The organism is Tropicimonas sp. IMCC34043, from assembly GCF_003390845.1.
Lineage (GTDB): Bacteria > Pseudomonadota > Alphaproteobacteria > Rhodobacterales > Rhodobacteraceae > Tropicimonas.
Genome location: NZ_QMEK01000009.1, coordinates 62545 through 78047 on the forward strand (window position 1 = coordinate 62545; position 15503 = coordinate 78047).

Consider the following 15503-nt stretch of genomic DNA (forward strand, 5'->3'; position numbering starts at 1 on the left):
TCAGCCGCGCCGCGGCGTGCCGGATTCCAGCCGGTGATAGAGATGGGTGAAGGTCGCGGCGCCCAGGATCGGCACGAACAGGTTGAGGATCGGCACCGACAGCGGTGCCACCATCAGCACGCCCGCGAGCCAGATCTGCCCGGCGTGACGCCGTCGCGCCGCCCGGGCGCCGGCCGGGCCGACCCGGCGCAGTGCAACGAGTTGGAAGTATTCCCGCCCCAGCAGATAGCCGTTGACGACCCAGAACAGGATCGGCGCGAAGGGCCCGACGAAGAAATACAGGATCAGCGCCACCAGGTTGACCGCGATCACCACGCAGAGGAACCCGAGCGCATCGCGCAGGGTCACAACGAAGGGTGTGCCGGCAACCGGGGCGAGCCAGGGATAGTGCCGCGCCTCGACCGCCTCGGCCACATCGTCCAGGAAGATACCGGTGAAGGCCGCCGCGACCGGAACCATCAGGAACACCGACAGCCCGAGAACCGCCAGCACCGAGGCGATCGAGGCCACCGCATCGAGATGGCCGAGCGACAGACCGAAGGGCAGGGCGACGCTGTCGGGCACCAGCCACTCTACCAGCCAGACGAAGCCCGCCGTGACCGCGATGAGCAGCAACACGGTCAGCCCCAGCCCGAGCAGCAGCACCCGCAGGAACCGCCGGTCGGTCATCTGGCCGATGGCCTTCGCGAAATCCGACAGGATCATCAGGCGCGTACCCATTCGGTGATCTGGTCGAGCATCGGCCGCGGCCGTTCGGGCGGGGCAATCGTCTCGGTGCCGATGTGCAGGAAGCCCGCAACGAATTCGTGCGGTTTCAGGTTCAGCCCGGCTTCCAGGAACGGTCGGTCGAAGGCGGGCCAGCCGCTGAGCCAGTTCGCCCCCCAGCCGGCCGCCAGCGCCGCGGCCAGCAGGCCGTAGCAGACGGCGCCCGCCGAAAGCACCTGTTCGATCTCGGGAACCTTGTCGGAGGGCTTCGGGCTTGCCACCACGGCGACCACGAGATCGGCATCGGCGAATTCGCGAACGGTCTTTTCGACCCGCTCGGGGTCGAGCGCCAGCGCGAGCCCGCGGTCGCGCACCTCGCCTGCCAGCCGTTCGAGTGCGGGCTTTTCGATTACCAGAAAGCGCCATGGCTCGAGCTTGCCGTGGTCGGGGGTGCGGGCGGCAATGGTCAGCAGAACCTGCAGGGCCTCGGCGTCGGGCACCGGACCCGCAAGCGTCCGTGCCGGACGCGAGCGGCGGGTCTGCATGAAATCGAGGGCGGCCTGGTTCGGATCGGGCATGGGGGTTCCTTCCTGGTGTCGCCGCTTTATGTAGGCGGTGCGGCACGAATGCTCCAGATCGGATCTTCGGGGATGGCGTGCGGGCCGGAAGGTCAGGGGCGGAACGGCAAGGGGGCGGCGATGGCACGGGCGGAACTGGCGGATATGGCAGTGCCAGGGGCAGAGATCGCGGTGCGGGTGACACCTAAGGCCTCGCGCAATGCGGTCGAGGCGGGCGAGGGCGGTCTTCGCGTCTATGTCACCACCGTGCCCGAGGGCGGCAAGGCCAACGAGGCGGTCAGAAAGCTGTTGGCGAAGGCACTTGGCATTGCAAAGACCCGCCTGGTGCTGGTGCGGGGCGAGACGGCACGCGACAAGGTGTTCCGGATCGAGGGCTGAGAGCATAGTGGGGGCGCTGCCCCCGTCCCGGCGTGCCGCCGGGACTCCCCCGGGATATTTTTCGAACAGAAGAAGGATCAGGGAAGGGGCAGGGGTGTGACGTGGTTCACATGGCCCATCTTGCGGCCGGGGCGGACCTCGGCCTTGCCATAGAGGTGGAGGGCGAGGTTGGGGGTGGTGGCGAGTGCGGGCACGCGGTCCATGTCGTCGCCGATGAGGTTTTCCATCACGACGTCGGCATGGCGCCGGCCGTCGCCGAGGGGCCAGCCGGCGATGGCGCGGATGTGTTGCTCGAACTGGTCGACGACGCAGCCATTCTGGGTCCAGTGGCCGGAATTGTGCACCCGTGGCGCGATTTCGTTGACGACAAGGCCCTGCGGGGTGACGAAAAGCTCGACCCCGAGCACGCCGACATAATCGAGCGCGTTCAGGATCCGGCCCGCCAGCAGGATGGCATCGGTGCGCAGACTGGCCGGGATCGGTGCCGGGACAGTGGTGCGGCGCAGGATACCGCCGTCGTGCAGGTTCGCGCCCGGATCGAAGCAGGCGACCTCGCCCGAAAGCCCGCGGGCGGCAATCACCGAGATCTCCATCGAGAAGTCGACCCAGCCTTCGAGCAGCGCCGGCGCGCCGGCCATCGCGGCAATGGCCTCTGCGGTCTGGTCCGCTGCCCTCAGCCGCACCTGGCCCTTGCCGTCATAGCCAAGCCTCCGGGTCTTGAGGATCGCAGGGCAGCCGAGGTCGGCGAGCGCCCTTTCGAGGTCGTCCCCGGTGTCGACCGGGGCGAAGGGCGCGGTGTTGAGCCCGAGGCCTTTCAGGAAGGTCTTTTCCTCCAGCCGGTCCTGGCTGATGGCAAGCGCCCGGCGGTTCGGGCGGATCGGTACCAGCGCCTCGATCCGGTCGAGCGACCGGGCGGGCACGTTCTCGAACTCGAAGGTCACGACGTCGACCGCGCGGGCGAAGGAGTCGAGCGCGGCCGTGTCATCGTAGGATGCCTGTGTCACCACCGCGGCGACATCGGCCGCGGGGGCGGCACCCGGTTCAAAGATGTGGCAGCGCAGCCCGAGCCGGGACGCGGCGACCGACAGCATCCGGCCGAGCTGTCCGCCGCCGAGGATCCCGATTGTGGCGCCGGCCGGCAGTGGCCTTGTCTCAGTCATCGCTCGGCACCTCGGGGATCGAGGCCGAAAGCGCGGCGCGCCAGGCGTCGAGCCGCGCGGCAAGGGCCGGGTCCTCGTTGGCGAGGATCGCAGCGGCCATCAGCCCGCCGTTTGCTGCGCCTGCCGCGCCGATTGCCATTGTGGCGACCGGAAACCCCTTGGGCATCTGGACGATGGAATAAAGCGAGTCGACGCCTGACAGGGCGCGGGTCTGCACCGGCACGCCGATCACCGGCACCCGCGTCTTCGAGGCCATCATGCCCGGCAGATGTGCGGCCCCCCCGGCGCCTGCGATGATTGCCTTCAGCCCGCGGGTGGCGGCGGTCCGGCCATAGTCCCACAGCCGGTCCGGGGTGCGATGCGCCGAGACGATGCGGGTCTCGAAGGGGATTTCCAGCGCTTCGAGGATCTCGGCGGCCTCGCGCATGGTGGCCCAGTCCGACTGGCTTCCCATGATGACGCCGACCTTGGGGTCTGACATGCGCGCTCCTCCTTGCTTTTTGGGGATTGACGGGCTCGGGCCGGTTGCCCGGGGCTTGCGGGGTGCGACCGGCGGTATCCCGATGCGGTCGGGGGCGGACCATAGCAGCCCGGCAGTCGGTGGCAATCGGCGGTCGCGGGTCAGGCGATGATATCGGGGGTGATCTGGTCCTCGATCTGCGCGATGCGGTCCTTCAGCGCCAGCTTCTGTTTTTTCAGCCGGCGCAGGGTGAAGGTGTCGGCGGTGCCCGTTGCCTCGAGCGCATGGATCGCATGGTCGAGATCGCGATGTTCGCGCGCCAGCACCTGATGCTGCACGCGCAAGACCTCCAGCAGATCCATTTCGGTCGGAGCGTTCATGCCTGCCTGATGTCGGTTTGGGTCGTCATTGTCCGGAACATACAGCCGGTGCTGCGCTGCGCAAAGGCTGAACCTTGCGCAGCGCCGCGGCAGGACCCATATTTTCATCGGGTGCCCGGGCTCGGGGCCCAGAATTGCATGGTCGCTTCGTGAAAGGACGTGCCGATGACCAAACTAGCCTTGGGCGCTCACCCCTTCCTGCTGGGGTTCGAGCAGCTGGAGCGCCTCGTGGAACGCACCGCGAAAACGGGGAACGACGGCTATCCACCCTACAACATCGAACAATCCGGCGATCGCAGCTATCGCATCACGCTGGCAGTGGCGGGCTTTGCCGAAACAGAGTTGTCGATCACGGTCGAGGACCGGCAACTGGTGATCCGCGGCCGCCAGTCCGAGGACGGCGATGGCAGGATCTTCCTGCACCGTGGCATCGCCGCGCGGCAGTTCCAGCGCAGTTTCGTGCTGGCCGACGGGGTCGAGGTGACCGGCGCGACAATGGAGAACGGGCTGCTGCACGTCGATCTGCGCAAGGCCGCCGCCGACACGGTCGTGCAGACGATTCGGATAAACCAGAGTTGAGGATGAGCAGATGAACAACGAACACGCCATTGGCGAAACCGCAGGCGAGGGCATCAATCCCATCGTCTATGTCCGTCCGGTCGATCGATCGGACCTTCCTGACGATATCCGGTCCCAGACCGAAGGGGTTGAGGATCTGTTCGCCGTGCACGATGCCGACGGGCAGCGCCTGGCGCTGGTCCGCGGCCGCAAGCTTGCCTTCCTGCTGGCGCGGCAGAACGACATGACCCCTGTCAACGTGCACTGAGCGGGTCCGGCGCAAAGCCGGGCTCGGCCCCCTTGTCTCGGACGAGAAACAGGGCCGGATGTTTGCCTTGTGATCCGGGACGGCAAGCGGCTTGGCGCTGAAACCGAGGCACAGGTCGCGGCCTCTGGCTTTTCCGGGGCGGTGGCCAGACGAAGGTCGGGCGAATGCGGGACGGTCGTCCGGTTCGGAGGGTGGCTTGGCGATGCGGCCGGCGTTCAGTGAAGGCCGCAAGAAAAACGCCCCGCCGAAGCGGCGGGGCGTCAGATCTGCTAACGCGCGATGTGCAGGCCGGGATCAGGCGCCGATCAGGCCCATGCTTTCCAGCTTCAACAGCACCTGCTGGGCGCAATAGTCCACATCGACGGATTCGGTCTCGAGCCGCAGTTCGGGGTTCTCGGGCACGTCATAGGGATCCGAGATGCCGGTGAACTCCTTGATCTTGCCTTCGCGGGCAAGCTTGTAGAGCCCCTTGCGGTCACGCCGTTCGCATTCCTCGATCGTGGTCGCGACGTGGACCTCGACGAAGGCGCCATAGGCCTCGACCATCTCGCGGACGGCACGGCGGGTCGCTGCATAGGGCGCGATCGGCGCACAGATCGCGATGCCGCCGTTCTTGGTGATCTCGGACGCGACATAGCCGATCCGCTTGATGTTGATGTCGCGGTGTTCCTTGCTGAAGCCAAGCTCGCTCGACAGATGCTTGCGCACCACATCGCCGTCGAGCAGCGTCACCGGACGGCCGCCCATTTCCATCAGCTTGACCATCAGCGCGTTGGCGACCGTCGACTTGCCCGAGCCCGAGAAGCCGGTGAAGAAGACGGTAAAGCCCTGATTGGCCCGCGGCGGCCGGGTCTTGCGCAGTTCGGCGACGACATCGGGGAACGAGAACCATTCGGGGATCTCGAGGCCCTCGGCCAGACGGCGGCGCAGTTCGGTGCCCGAGATATTGAGGACGGTCACGCCCTCTTCGATCTCGTCGGCGGGCTCGTACTGGGCGCGTTCCTGCACATAGACCATGTGTTTGAACGGCACCATCTCGATGCCCATCTCGGCCTCGTACTCCTTGAACATCTCCTGGGCGTCGTAGGGACCATAGAAGTCCTCGCCCTTGGAGTTGTTGCCGGGGCCGGCGTGGTCGCGCCCGACGATGAAATGGGTCACGCCATAGTTCTTGCGGATCAGCCCGTGCCACACCGCCTCGCGGGGGCCGGCCATGCGCATGGCAAGCGGCAGCAGGCTCATCGCCGTCGTCGCGGCCGGATACTTGTCCAGCACCGCCTCATAGCAGCGCACGCGGGTGAAGTGATCGACGTCGCCCGGCTTGGTCATGCCGACCACGGGGTGGATCAGCAGGTTGGCCTGCGCTTCCTTGGCGGCGCGGAAGGTCAGTTCCTGGTGGGCGCGGTGCAGCGGGTTGCGGGTCTGGAACGCCACGATCTTGCGCCAGCCCATCTTGCGGAAATAGGCGCGCAGCTCGTTCGGAGTGTCACGGCGGGCGCGGAAGTCATAGTGGATCGGCTGCTGGATGCCGGTCACCGGACCGCCCAGATAGACCGGGCCTGCGACGTTGTGCAGATAGTTGACCGCAGGGTGGGCAAGGTCGTCGGCGCCAAAGACCTTCTCGGCCTCTTTCGCCTTGTTCGGGGTCCAGCTGTCGGTCACCGACATGATGGCAAGGATCACGCCTTCCTGGTCGCGCAGCGCAATGTCCTGACCGGGTTCGAGGCTGTCGGCGAAGGCCTGGCTCACGTCCAGCGTGATCGGCATCGGCCACAGCGTGCCGTCGGCAAGGCGAAGGTTCTCGACGACGCCGTCATAGTCCTCTTCGCTCAGGAAGCCCTTCAACGGGCTGAAACCGCCGTTCATCAGCAACTCGAGGTCGCAGATCTGGCGCGGCGTCAGGTCCCAGCTCGGCAGATCTCCAGCTTCGATCTTCAGCTTCTGGGCACTGTCGTACGAGACAAAGAGCTCCTGAATAGGAGCAAGGTTGGATTTCTGCATCTGGACTCTCGATGTTCTTGCTTCATTCAAACACGCCGGCCTCCCCACCCGGACCGCGCAGTGCGGCTTTAGCCGGTGTGGTCCGATATGTGCAAGCGCTGACAGTGTCCGGGTCGGAGGTGAGGTGAAAAGGCCGCGTTGAGTTAAGGATTTAGCAGGCCGATAGGCTGATTTTCGCGTGTTTCGACCGTTCCTGAGGCAACGGAATGATGAGCGAGGCCGCAAAGTGATTGCCGCAAGGGGAACCGGAAGCGGCACCGTGGCCCGGAATGTTGCTGCAATGCAGCACGAAAGGGTCCCGGCTGCGGATGTCTCCGTCCGGTCGATCGGATCGCCGTTGCGCAGCAGGTTCGCGGCGCCAGAATCGAGGTCCCGGCGAAACAGGGTCAGACCCGCCATCGGCAGGTCGGTGCGGGAGGCAAAAAGGATGACGTCGACCGCAAGCGCGCGGCCCCTGTCACGGATCTGTCCCGTCGCCCCGGGTTCGCCTTTGCCGCGAAACTCCGTCCGGTCGACGGTCTGGTCCGTCGTGCCCGCGAAGTGTTTCGTCGCCGCGATGAAGCGCAAGCAGGGCCCTGCGCTTCACTTGCACGCTGCGGGACCGTATCGCGCGCCGGGCCGCCACCCCGCGCGCGGGGTGCGACCTCCGATTCCTCGGGTCAGTCCGCCCGGTTCACGCGCTTTGCGATATCGGGACAGCCTCGTCTTCGTGTTCGGCCAGGAATCGCTCGGCTTCGAGCGCCGCCATGCAGCCCATGCCGGCACTGGTTACCGCCTGCCGATAGACGTGGTCGGTCAGGTCGCCGGCGGCGAAGACACCGGGGATCGAGGTTGCAGCCGAGCCTGGAGTGGTCACCACATAGCCGCCGTGATGGGTTTCGAGCTGGTCCTTGACAAGTTCCGACGCCGGCGCGTGGCCGATCGCGACGAAAAAGCCGTCGCAGGGCACGACAGCCTCGGTGCCGGTCGTCACGTGCTTCACCCGAACGCCGGTCACGCCGAGCGGCGCTTCGGTGCCAAGGATCTCTTCGACCGTGTGGTTCCACAGAACCTCGATCTTGGGGTTCTTGAACAGCCGGTCCTGCAGGATCTTCTCGGACCGCAGCGAATCGCGGCGGTGCACCAGCGTCACCTTGTTGGCGAAGTTGGTCAGGAACAGCGCTTCCTCGACCGCGGTGTTGCCGCCGCCGATCACCACAACCTCGCGGCCGCGATAGAAGAAACCGTCGCATGTGGCACAGGCCGAGACGCCGAAGCCCTTGAATTTTTCCTCGGACGGCAGGCCGAGCCAGCGCGCCTGCGCCCCGGTCGCAAGGATCAGCGCATCGGCGGTATAGGTCGTGCCGCTGTCGCCTTTCGCGGTGAAGGGGCGTTTCGACAGGTCTATCGATGTGATGAGGTCCGAGACGATCTCGGTGCCGACCGAACGGGCGTGGGCTTCCATGCGCGCCATCAGGTCGGGTCCCTGCACCTCGATGTCGCCGGGCCAGTTCTCGACCTCGGTGGTGATGGTCAGTTGTCCGCCGGGCTGCATCCCCTGGATCAGCACCGGGTTCAGCATCGCCCGGCTGGCATAGACCGCCGCGGTATACCCGGCGGGGCCGGATCCGATGATCAGGACTTTGGAGTGTTGCGAACTGGACATGGCAGAACTTTCGACGGCAGGGATCGTTGTTTGTGACCCCGTCCGATATAGGTGGGCGGCCGCAAAACGGAAACCCCTTGCAGAGCCAGGGCCGACCCGGACGCTATGCCGGGGTGGTGGAAGCGAAAGTTGCGCGAATTGGAAATAAAGTTGCGCACGGCGGGGTATCTGACTAAGGTTTGCGAAAAATCAGGAGGCTGCAAATGGCCGGGGCAAAGCTTGATCCCATAGACCGTCACATTCTTGCCGAACTTCAGGCGGACGGGCGAATGACCAATGTCGAGCTCGCGCGCCGCGTCGGGATCTCGGCGCCGCCCTGTCTGCGCAGGGTGCGGACGCTTGAGGAATCGGGCTTCATTCGCGGCTATCATGCCGATGTGAACCCCCGCGAGCTGGGTTTCGAGGTTCAGGTCTTTGCCATGGTCGGGCTTTCCAGCCAGGCGGAGGCCGATCTGTCGGCCTTCGAGCAGAAATGCCGGGAGTGGCCGCTGGTCCGCGAATGCCACATGCTGAACGGCGAGATCGACTTCATCCTGAAATGCGTCGCCCCCGATCTGTCGACCTTCCAGACCTTCCTGACCGAAGAACTGACCGCCGCGCCCAAGGTCGCAAGCGTCAAGACCTCGCTGGTGATCCGCGGCGCCAAGAACGAACCCGCCGTGCCCTTCGAGGTGCTCGAGGAACGGTTGAGCCGGTCGGCGTAAGAGGGCGCGCCCTTTGAACCGGGACCGGTCTTAGGCAGGTTTCGTTTGAACGGGGCGATGGATGCGCCGATTTGCGCCCCCGCCTGTCTCAACTCCCTCGCACATACCGGAACGCTGCCGAGGCGCCCCAGCCTGCGGCAATGGCGATGGCGAGCGACAGCACGCCATAGGCCAGCGCCTGTTCCTGGGCGAGGCTGTAGATCCAGCGTTCCATCCCGACCTTCTGGACCCCGAGGACATCGTCGAACTCGGCCACCACCTGCTTGTTGTGGGTCAGCAGGATCCGGGCGTGATAATTCCCCTCGACCAGGTTCGACGGCAGGTCGATATCGGTGCGAAACAGCGTCCCTTCCTGCAGGCTGACCCCGCCTTCGTGGATCTGGTAAAGCCCCTCGTTCTCGCGGATCCGGATCAGCGCCTCGGTAAAGGCGGGGGCATCCTTGACCGCGGCCGTCAGCCCGACGGCCCGGATCGCCCGCGGGATCGAGACCGAATGGCGCAGGTCCTCGGTCTCGGACAGGATCTGGTCCAGGGGCGCTGTGGTCGCGATCTTGTAGAGCGTGGGGGCCGATCCGATGGTGACGGCGGCATCGTTGATCCAGATCCCCGCGATCCGGTCCTTGCGCCGCACCGTCACCGGCTCGAGCGGACCCGAGACGGTGACGATCACGTCATAGGGCACACCCACCCCCGCGGGCCCCGGCCGGATCGCGCCGAAGACCAGGATCTGCAGGCCGGAATAGCGCGCGGTGATCGACACCCGGCTCTGGCTCAGATCGGCGATCACGTCCTGCGCCGCGGCCGGTGCGGCAAGGAACAGCGCGAGCAGCAGGGCGGACAGGCGCCTCATTCCGGGCCCCCCGCTGTGGTGATCGAATAAACCTCGCGGGGCTCGATCAGCAGATCGGCGGCAAGCTTGACGCAGACCAGCAGCACCAGCGTCGCGAGCAGGACGCGCAATTGCTCGGCCTTCAGCCGGGCGCCGATCTGGGTTCCGAACTGTGCGCCGACCACGCCACCGACCAGCAACAGCACCGCCAGCACCATGTCGACGGTGTGGTTGGTGACCGCGTGCAGCAGGGTGGCGAAGCCGGCGACGAGGATGATCTGGAACAGCGAGGTTCCGATGACGACCTTGGTCGGCATGCCGAGGATATAGATCATGGCCGGCACCATGATGAAGCCGCCGCCAACCCCCATGATCGCGGCCAGCACGCCGACAGCCATGCCGACCATGATCGGCGGGATCACCGAAATGTACAGCCCCGAGGTCCGGAACCGCATCTTCAGCGGCCATGTATGAACCCAGTTGCGTTGCCGCCGCTGCGGCCTTGGGGCGTCGGACTGCTTGCGCGACCGGCGCAGCGCCACCACCGATTCGATGAACATCAGCGATCCGACGGCGCCGAGGAAGACGACATAGCTGAGCGTGATCAGTAGATCGACCTGACCGAGCGACTTCAGATAGTTGAACAGGACCATGCCGAGGGCCGAGCCGATCAGCCCGCCGACCTGCAGCACCACCCCCATGCGGATGTCGACAGCCTTGCGCCGCCAATGGGTCAGCACCGCCGAGAACGACGAGGCGACAATCTGGTTCGCGCCGGTCGCCACGGCCACCACCGGCGGCACGCCGATGAAGAACAGCAGTGGCGTGATCAGAAACCCGCCGCCGACCCCGAACATGCCCGACAGCACGCCAACCAACCCGCCGAGTCCCAGCAGCAGATAGGCGTTCACAGAGATTTCGGCGATCGGAAGATAGATCTGCATGGGTCACTTTGACGCCCGGCAAGGCAGATGGCCCGGCCGGACGATCAGCGCTCCTTCACATAGGGTTGGCCGCCCGCCCGCGGCGGGATCGCCTTGCCGACGAATCCGGCAAGAATGACGACGGTCAGGATGTAGGGCATGCTGTCGAGCAGTTGCACCGGCATTCGGAACGGAAAGATCGCCTCGACCACATCGGTGCGCAGCGCCAGCGCCTGCAGCAGGCCGAACAGCCAGCACGCGCCTAGCGCATGCCACGGCCGCCATTTGGCAAAGATCAGCGCAGCGAGCGCGATATAGCCGCGTCCCGCCGTCATCTCCTTGACAAAACCGGCCTGCAGCCCGGTGGCGAGATAGGCCCCCGCGATGCCGCAAAGCACGCCTGCGATGCCGACAGCGGCATAGCGCAGCCCGACGACCGAGACGCCCGCGGTATCGACCGCGGCCGGGTTTTCGCCCACCGCCCGCAGCCGCAGCCCGAACCGGGTGCGAAACAGCAGCCACCAGGTTGCCGGCACCGCCAGCAGCGCAACATAGACAAGAACCGAATGGCCCGACAGCAGGTCCGAATAGATCGGACCAACGATCGGCACCCCCGCCACCGAACCGGCGAAGGGCAGGTCGATCGGTTCGAACCGCGCGCCGCCGATCAGCGAGGGCGTGCGCCCGCCCTGTTTGAACCAGCTTTGCGCGATCAGCACGGTCATGCCCGAGGCGAGGAAGTTCAGCGCCACGCCCGAGATCAGCTGATTGCCGCGGAAGGTGATCGAGGCGAGCCCATGGATCCCGGCGAAGACCAGCGAGGCCGCGATCCCCGCAAGCAGCCCGATCCAGACCGATCCCGTGGTATAGGCGACCGCGGCCGAAAAGAACGCCGCGACCAGCATCTTGGCCTCGAGCCCGATGTCGAAGATCCCCGAGCGTTCCGAGAACAGCCCGGCAAGGCAGGCCAGCAGCAAGGGCGTCGACAGCCGGAGCGTCGAGTCGAGGACCTGGATGACGGTGTCGAATCCCATCGCCCTAACCCTCCGTCCGGCGCCGGCGCAGGGCCAGGAAGACCCGCTCGATCGGCATCCGCACCATGTTGTCGAGCGCGCCGGTGAACAGGATCACCAGCCCCTGGATCACCACGATCAGATCGCGCGGGATCGAGGTCCAGAGCGCCAGTTCGGCGCCGCCCTGATAGAGAAACCCGAAGAGGATTGCCGCAATGAGCACGCCCAAGGGATGCGACCGGCCCATCAACGCCACAGCGATACCGATGAAGCCTGCGCCCTCGACCGAGTTCATGACCAGCCGTTCGGCCTCGCCCATCACGTTGTTGATCGCCATCAGGCCCGCCAGCGCACCCGAGATCAGCATGGCCCCCATGATGATCTTGAAGGGCGAGATCCCGGCATAGACGGCGCCCGACTCGGACCGCCCGAAGGCGCGGATCTCGAACCCGAAGCGGGTGCGCCACAGCAGCAGCCAGACCGCGACGCAGGCGACAAGCGCGATCAGGAAGCTGACATTGGCGGGGGCCGATTTGGAAAAGTTGATGCCGATCGGCGCCAGAAGCTCGTGCAGCGTCGGAAGATGGGTGGCGGGCGGAAAGTTGGCGGTGGCCGGATCCATCGACCCTTCGGGGCGCATCACGTTGACCAGAACATAGTTCAGCAGCGCCGCGCCGATGAAGTTGAACATGATCGTGGTGATCACGATATGGCTGCCGCGCCGGGCCTGCAGCCAGGCCGGGATCGCCGCCCAGGCCGCGCCGAACAGCGCGCCGCCGATCATTGCCGCGGGCAGCGCCAGCGCCCAGTGCGGCCACGGCACGGCCAGGCAGACGATCGCGACGCCAAGGCCACCCAGGGTCGCCTGCCCCTCGCCGCCGATATTGAACATGCTGGCGTGATAGGCGACCGCGACCGCCAGACCGGTGAAGATGAAGTTGGTGGCGTAGTACAGCGTATAGCCCCAGCCATAGCTCGACCCTAGCGCGCCCTGCACCATCATCTTCAAGGCCGCGACCGGATCCTCGCCGATCAACAGGATCACCAGCGCAGAGATCGCCATGGCGAGCAACAGCGAGATCACCGGCACCAGGATCACGTCAGCCCATTTCGGCATTACATCCATCAGGTGGCCCCCTTGCCGTCGCTCACACCGGCCATCAGCAGGCCCAACTCGGCCTCGGTGGTTTCGTTGGGCAATCTTTCGCCCATGATGCGGCCGTCGAACATGACCGCGATCCGGTCGGACAGCCCGAGGATCTCGTCAAGTTCGACCGACACCAGCAGGATCGCCTTGCCGGCATCGCGCAGCTCGACGATGCGCTGGTGGATGAACTCGATGGCGCCGATGTCGACGCCGCGGGTCGGCTGGCCGACCAGCAACAGGTCGGGATTGCGTTCGATCTCGCGCGCCAGAACGATCTTTTGCTGGTTGCCGCCCGAGAAGTTCTTGGCCGCGAGCGCCGGATTGGGCGGGCGGACATCGAAGCGTTTCATCTTGCCCTCGGTGTCGCGACGCAGCCCGGCATTGTCCATCAGCCAGCCGGAGGCATAGGCCGGGTCGTTCTGATAGCCGAAGGCCACGTTTTCCCAGGCGGCGAAGTCCATGATCAGCCCCTCGCGCTGGCGGTCCTCGGGGACATGGGCGATGCCGCGGGCGCGTCGGTTGCGGCCGTTGCAGGCCCGCCCGGTCAGTTCCAGCGCGGTGCCGTTCAGCTCGACCCGGCCGGTGGCCGGGATCATGCCGCCGAGAACCTCCAGCAACTCGGACTGGCCGTTGCCGGCGACACCGGCGATGCCGAGGATCTCGCCTGCACGGACCTCGAAACTGATGCCCCGCAGGCGCTCGACCTTGTCCTCGTCCACCACCCGCAGGTCCGCGACCTTCAGGATCGTCTTGCCGGGCGTCGCGGGGGCCTTGTCGACGCGCAGCAGCACCTTGCGGCCGACCATCAGTTCGGCCAGTTGCTCGGGGTTGGTCTCTGACGTCGTCAGCGTCGCCCCCATCTCGCCGCGCCGCATGACCGAGACGGTGTCGGTCACCTCCATGATCTCGCGCAGCTTGTGGGTGATCAGGACGATGGTCTTGCCCTCGTCGCGCAGCCCGCGAAGGATGCGGAACAGGTGGTCGGCCTCTGCCGGCGTCAGCACGCCCGTGGGCTCGTCAAGGATCAGGATGTCGGCGCGGCGGTACAGCGCCTTCAGGATCTCGACCCGCTGCTGCATCCCGACCCCGATCTCTTCGATCAGTGCGTCGGGATCGACGTTCATCTCGTATTCCTGCGCCAGCTGGGTCAGCAGCTTTCGCGCCTTGGCCAGCGACGGTTTCAGCAGCCTGCCTTCCTCCGCGCCAAGCACGACGTTTTCCAGCACGCTGAAGTTCTCGACCAGCTTGAAATGCTGGAACACCATGCCGATGCCGGCGGCGATGGCGGCCTGGCTGTCGGGAATCTCGGTCGGATGGCCGTTGATCAGGATCTCGCCTGCGTCCGCCTTGTAAAAACCATAGAGGATCGACATCAGCGTCGATTTTCCGGCGCCGTTCTCGCCGATGATGCCGTGGATCGTGCCCTTGGCGACCTTCAGCGAGATGTCCCTGTTGGCCTGCACCGGCCCGAACGCCTTCGATATGCCGCGCAACTCGATCGCGGGAGCGGGGCCCTGCGCCACGGCTGCGGCGCCCGAAGTCTCGGCAAGGTCTGTCATCAGGCGATCGGTGTCCCGCTGTGAGCAGGGGCCGCGTCGCGCCGGGCGACACGGCACCTTTGGGTCATTTCCGGCCAGTCGGCATCAGAAGTTGATGACCGGGCAGGTATTGTCGGACATGTAGTCGTGCACCGTCAGCTCGCCGCTTGCGATCTTCGCGGCCGCCGCATCGACCGAGGCCTTCCATTCCGGCTTGATCAGGGAGTCGTTGTATTCATCCAGCGCATAGGCCACGCCACCGTTCGACAGCCCCATGACCATCATGCCGCTGTCCATGCCGGGGCCGTCCTTGAACGCCTTCTCGACGGCGTTGTCGACCCGCTTGACCATCGAGGTCAGCACCTTGCCCGGGTGCATGTGGTTCTGGTTGCTGTCGACGCCGATCGAAAGGATGTTGGCATCTGCGGCCGCCTGCAGCACACCCACGCCGGTGCCGCCCGCCGCGGCATAGATCACGTCCGCGCCCTGCGAGATCTGGGCCTGCGTCAGTTCCGAGCCCTTGACCGGGTCGTTCCAGGCCGCGGGGGTGGTCCCGGTCATGTTGACGATCACATTGGCGTCGGGATTGACCGCCATAACGCCCTGCGCATAGCCGCAGGCAAACTTGCGGATCAGCGGGATGTCCATGCCGCCGATGAAGCCGACCGTTCCGGTCTTCGAGGCTTCGGCTGCCATCATGCCGACCAGGTAGCTGCCTTCCTGTTCGGAAAACACCACCGACCGGACGTTCGGCAGATCGACCACGGCGTCGATGATGACAAAGTCGGTGTCGGGATAATCCGGCGCGACCTGTTCCAGAACGTTGCCAAAGGCAAAGCCCGTCATCACGATCGGGTTCGATCCGCTTTCGGCCAGCCGTCGCAGGGCCTGTTCGCGCTGCGCCTCGGACTGCATCTCGATCTCGCGGAACTTGCCGCCGGTCTCTTCGGCCCACCGCTGTGCGCCGGTAAAGGCGGATTCGTTGAATGACTTGTCGAACTTGCCTCCCAGATCGAAGATGATCGCAGGATCGGCCATGACGGCGCCGGCGGTCAGGGCGAGGCCCGCCGCTGCGCCGAGAATGCTCCGCATGAGGGTCATGAAGTTTCTCCCGGTTGGTCTTGTTGGGCGATGGGCCGGAATGGCCCGAACCGCGGCAGAAGGATCTCTTTGTGGGATCGCGCTCGAATAAGGCCGCAGCCCGATGAGGGGGTCA

The 15503-nt window shown here is 65.8% G+C and carries 17 protein-coding genes; 4 read left to right on the top strand and 13 right to left on the bottom strand.

What is annotated here, in order from left to right; genetic code table 11:
- Positions 1–720 carry an EI24 domain-containing protein gene (locus DQG17_RS20835; RefSeq protein WP_232829527.1) on the bottom strand — a complete coding sequence of 240 codons (720 nt, stop codon included), beginning with the start codon at positions 718–720 and terminating at the stop codon, positions 1–3.
- Positions 705–1283: a nitroreductase gene (locus DQG17_RS20840; RefSeq protein WP_116134892.1), complete on the bottom strand. Its 579-nt coding sequence runs from the start codon at positions 1281–1283 to the stop codon at positions 705–707. Before DQG17_RS20840 ends, DQG17_RS20835 begins: the two co-directional genes overlap by 16 nt.
- 120 nt (positions 1284–1403) lie before the next feature.
- On the opposite strand from DQG17_RS20840, the gene DQG17_RS20845 reads away from it, so the two are divergent.
- Complete coding sequence (locus DQG17_RS20845) at positions 1404–1661, top strand: DUF167 domain-containing protein (protein ID WP_116135005.1); 258 nt, start codon at positions 1404–1406, stop codon at positions 1659–1661.
- A gap of 77 nt (positions 1662–1738) precedes the next feature.
- Here DQG17_RS20845 and DQG17_RS20850 read toward each other — a convergent pair whose 3' ends face one another.
- The 3 genes from DQG17_RS20850 to DQG17_RS20860 form a co-directional block, all read right to left on the bottom strand.
- Positions 1739–2821 carry a 5-(carboxyamino)imidazole ribonucleotide synthase gene (locus DQG17_RS20850; RefSeq protein WP_116134893.1) on the bottom strand — a complete coding sequence of 361 codons (1083 nt, stop codon included), beginning with the start codon at positions 2819–2821 and terminating at the stop codon, positions 1739–1741.
- Positions 2814–3302, bottom strand: a complete 489-nt coding sequence (gene purE / locus DQG17_RS20855) for a 5-(carboxyamino)imidazole ribonucleotide mutase (protein WP_116134895.1) — start codon at positions 3300–3302, stop codon at positions 2814–2816. The genes DQG17_RS20850 and purE overlap by 8 nt, the downstream gene beginning before the upstream one ends.
- A 140-nt stretch (positions 3303–3442) precedes the next feature.
- Positions 3443–3661, bottom strand: coding sequence for a YdcH family protein (locus DQG17_RS20860; protein ID WP_116134896.1), 219 nt, complete (start codon positions 3659–3661; stop codon positions 3443–3445).
- A gap of 165 nt (positions 3662–3826) precedes the next feature.
- On the opposite strand from DQG17_RS20860, the gene DQG17_RS20865 reads away from it, so the two are divergent.
- Together DQG17_RS20865 and DQG17_RS20870 are read left to right on the top strand one after the other, a co-directional pair.
- Complete coding sequence (locus DQG17_RS20865) at positions 3827–4240, top strand: Hsp20 family protein (RefSeq protein WP_116134898.1); 414 nt, start codon at positions 3827–3829, stop codon at positions 4238–4240.
- Between the two features lie 10 nt (positions 4241–4250).
- Positions 4251–4487, top strand: a complete 237-nt coding sequence (locus tag DQG17_RS20870; protein WP_116134899.1) for a DUF1150 family protein — start codon at positions 4251–4253, stop codon at positions 4485–4487.
- A gap of 294 nt (positions 4488–4781) precedes the next feature.
- Here DQG17_RS20870 and DQG17_RS20875 read toward each other — a convergent pair whose 3' ends face one another.
- Together DQG17_RS20875 and trxB are read right to left on the bottom strand one after the other, a co-directional pair.
- A complete protein-coding gene (locus tag DQG17_RS20875; protein ID WP_116134900.1) occupies positions 4782–6488 on the bottom strand; it encodes a bifunctional sulfate adenylyltransferase/adenylylsulfate kinase in 1707 nt (568 codons plus the stop codon).
- Positions 6489–7161: 673 nt separating this feature from the next.
- On the bottom strand, positions 7162–8133 hold the full coding sequence (trxB, locus tag DQG17_RS20880; protein WP_116134902.1) for a thioredoxin-disulfide reductase: 972 nt from the start codon (positions 8131–8133) through the stop codon (positions 7162–7164).
- A gap of 203 nt (positions 8134–8336) precedes the next feature.
- On the opposite strand from trxB, the gene DQG17_RS20885 reads away from it, so the two are divergent.
- The gene (locus DQG17_RS20885) at positions 8337–8837 is read left to right on the top strand and encodes an Lrp/AsnC family transcriptional regulator (protein WP_116134904.1); all 501 of its coding nucleotides are present in this window, start codon (positions 8337–8339) and stop codon (positions 8835–8837) included.
- Positions 8838–8925: 88 nt separating this feature from the next.
- On the opposite strand, the gene DQG17_RS20890 is transcribed toward DQG17_RS20885, so the two are convergent.
- The 6 genes from DQG17_RS20890 to DQG17_RS20915 form a co-directional block, all read right to left on the bottom strand.
- On the bottom strand, positions 8926–9687 hold the full coding sequence (locus tag DQG17_RS20890; RefSeq protein ID WP_116134905.1) for a TIGR02186 family protein: 762 nt from the start codon (positions 9685–9687) through the stop codon (positions 8926–8928).
- On the bottom strand, positions 9684–10610 hold the full coding sequence (locus DQG17_RS20895) for a sulfite exporter TauE/SafE family protein (protein WP_116134907.1): 927 nt from the start codon (positions 10608–10610) through the stop codon (positions 9684–9686). The genes DQG17_RS20890 and DQG17_RS20895 overlap by 4 nt, the downstream gene beginning before the upstream one ends.
- A 44-nt stretch (positions 10611–10654) precedes the next feature.
- Positions 10655–11623 carry an ABC transporter permease gene (locus tag DQG17_RS20900; RefSeq protein ID WP_116134908.1) on the bottom strand — a complete coding sequence of 323 codons (969 nt, stop codon included), beginning with the start codon at positions 11621–11623 and terminating at the stop codon, positions 10655–10657.
- 4 nt (positions 11624–11627) lie between these two features.
- Positions 11628–12728: an ABC transporter permease gene (locus DQG17_RS20905; RefSeq protein ID WP_116134910.1), complete on the bottom strand. Its 1101-nt coding sequence runs from the start codon at positions 12726–12728 to the stop codon at positions 11628–11630.
- Positions 12728–14308, bottom strand: a complete 1581-nt coding sequence (locus DQG17_RS20910; protein ID WP_116134911.1) for an ABC transporter ATP-binding protein — start codon at positions 14306–14308, stop codon at positions 12728–12730. Before DQG17_RS20910 ends, DQG17_RS20905 begins: the two co-directional genes overlap by 1 nt.
- Positions 14309–14392: 84 nt before the next feature.
- Positions 14393–15388 carry a BMP family protein gene (locus tag DQG17_RS20915; protein ID WP_116134913.1) on the bottom strand — a complete coding sequence of 332 codons (996 nt, stop codon included), beginning with the start codon at positions 15386–15388 and terminating at the stop codon, positions 14393–14395.
- Positions 15389–15503 lie beyond the last annotated feature (115 nt).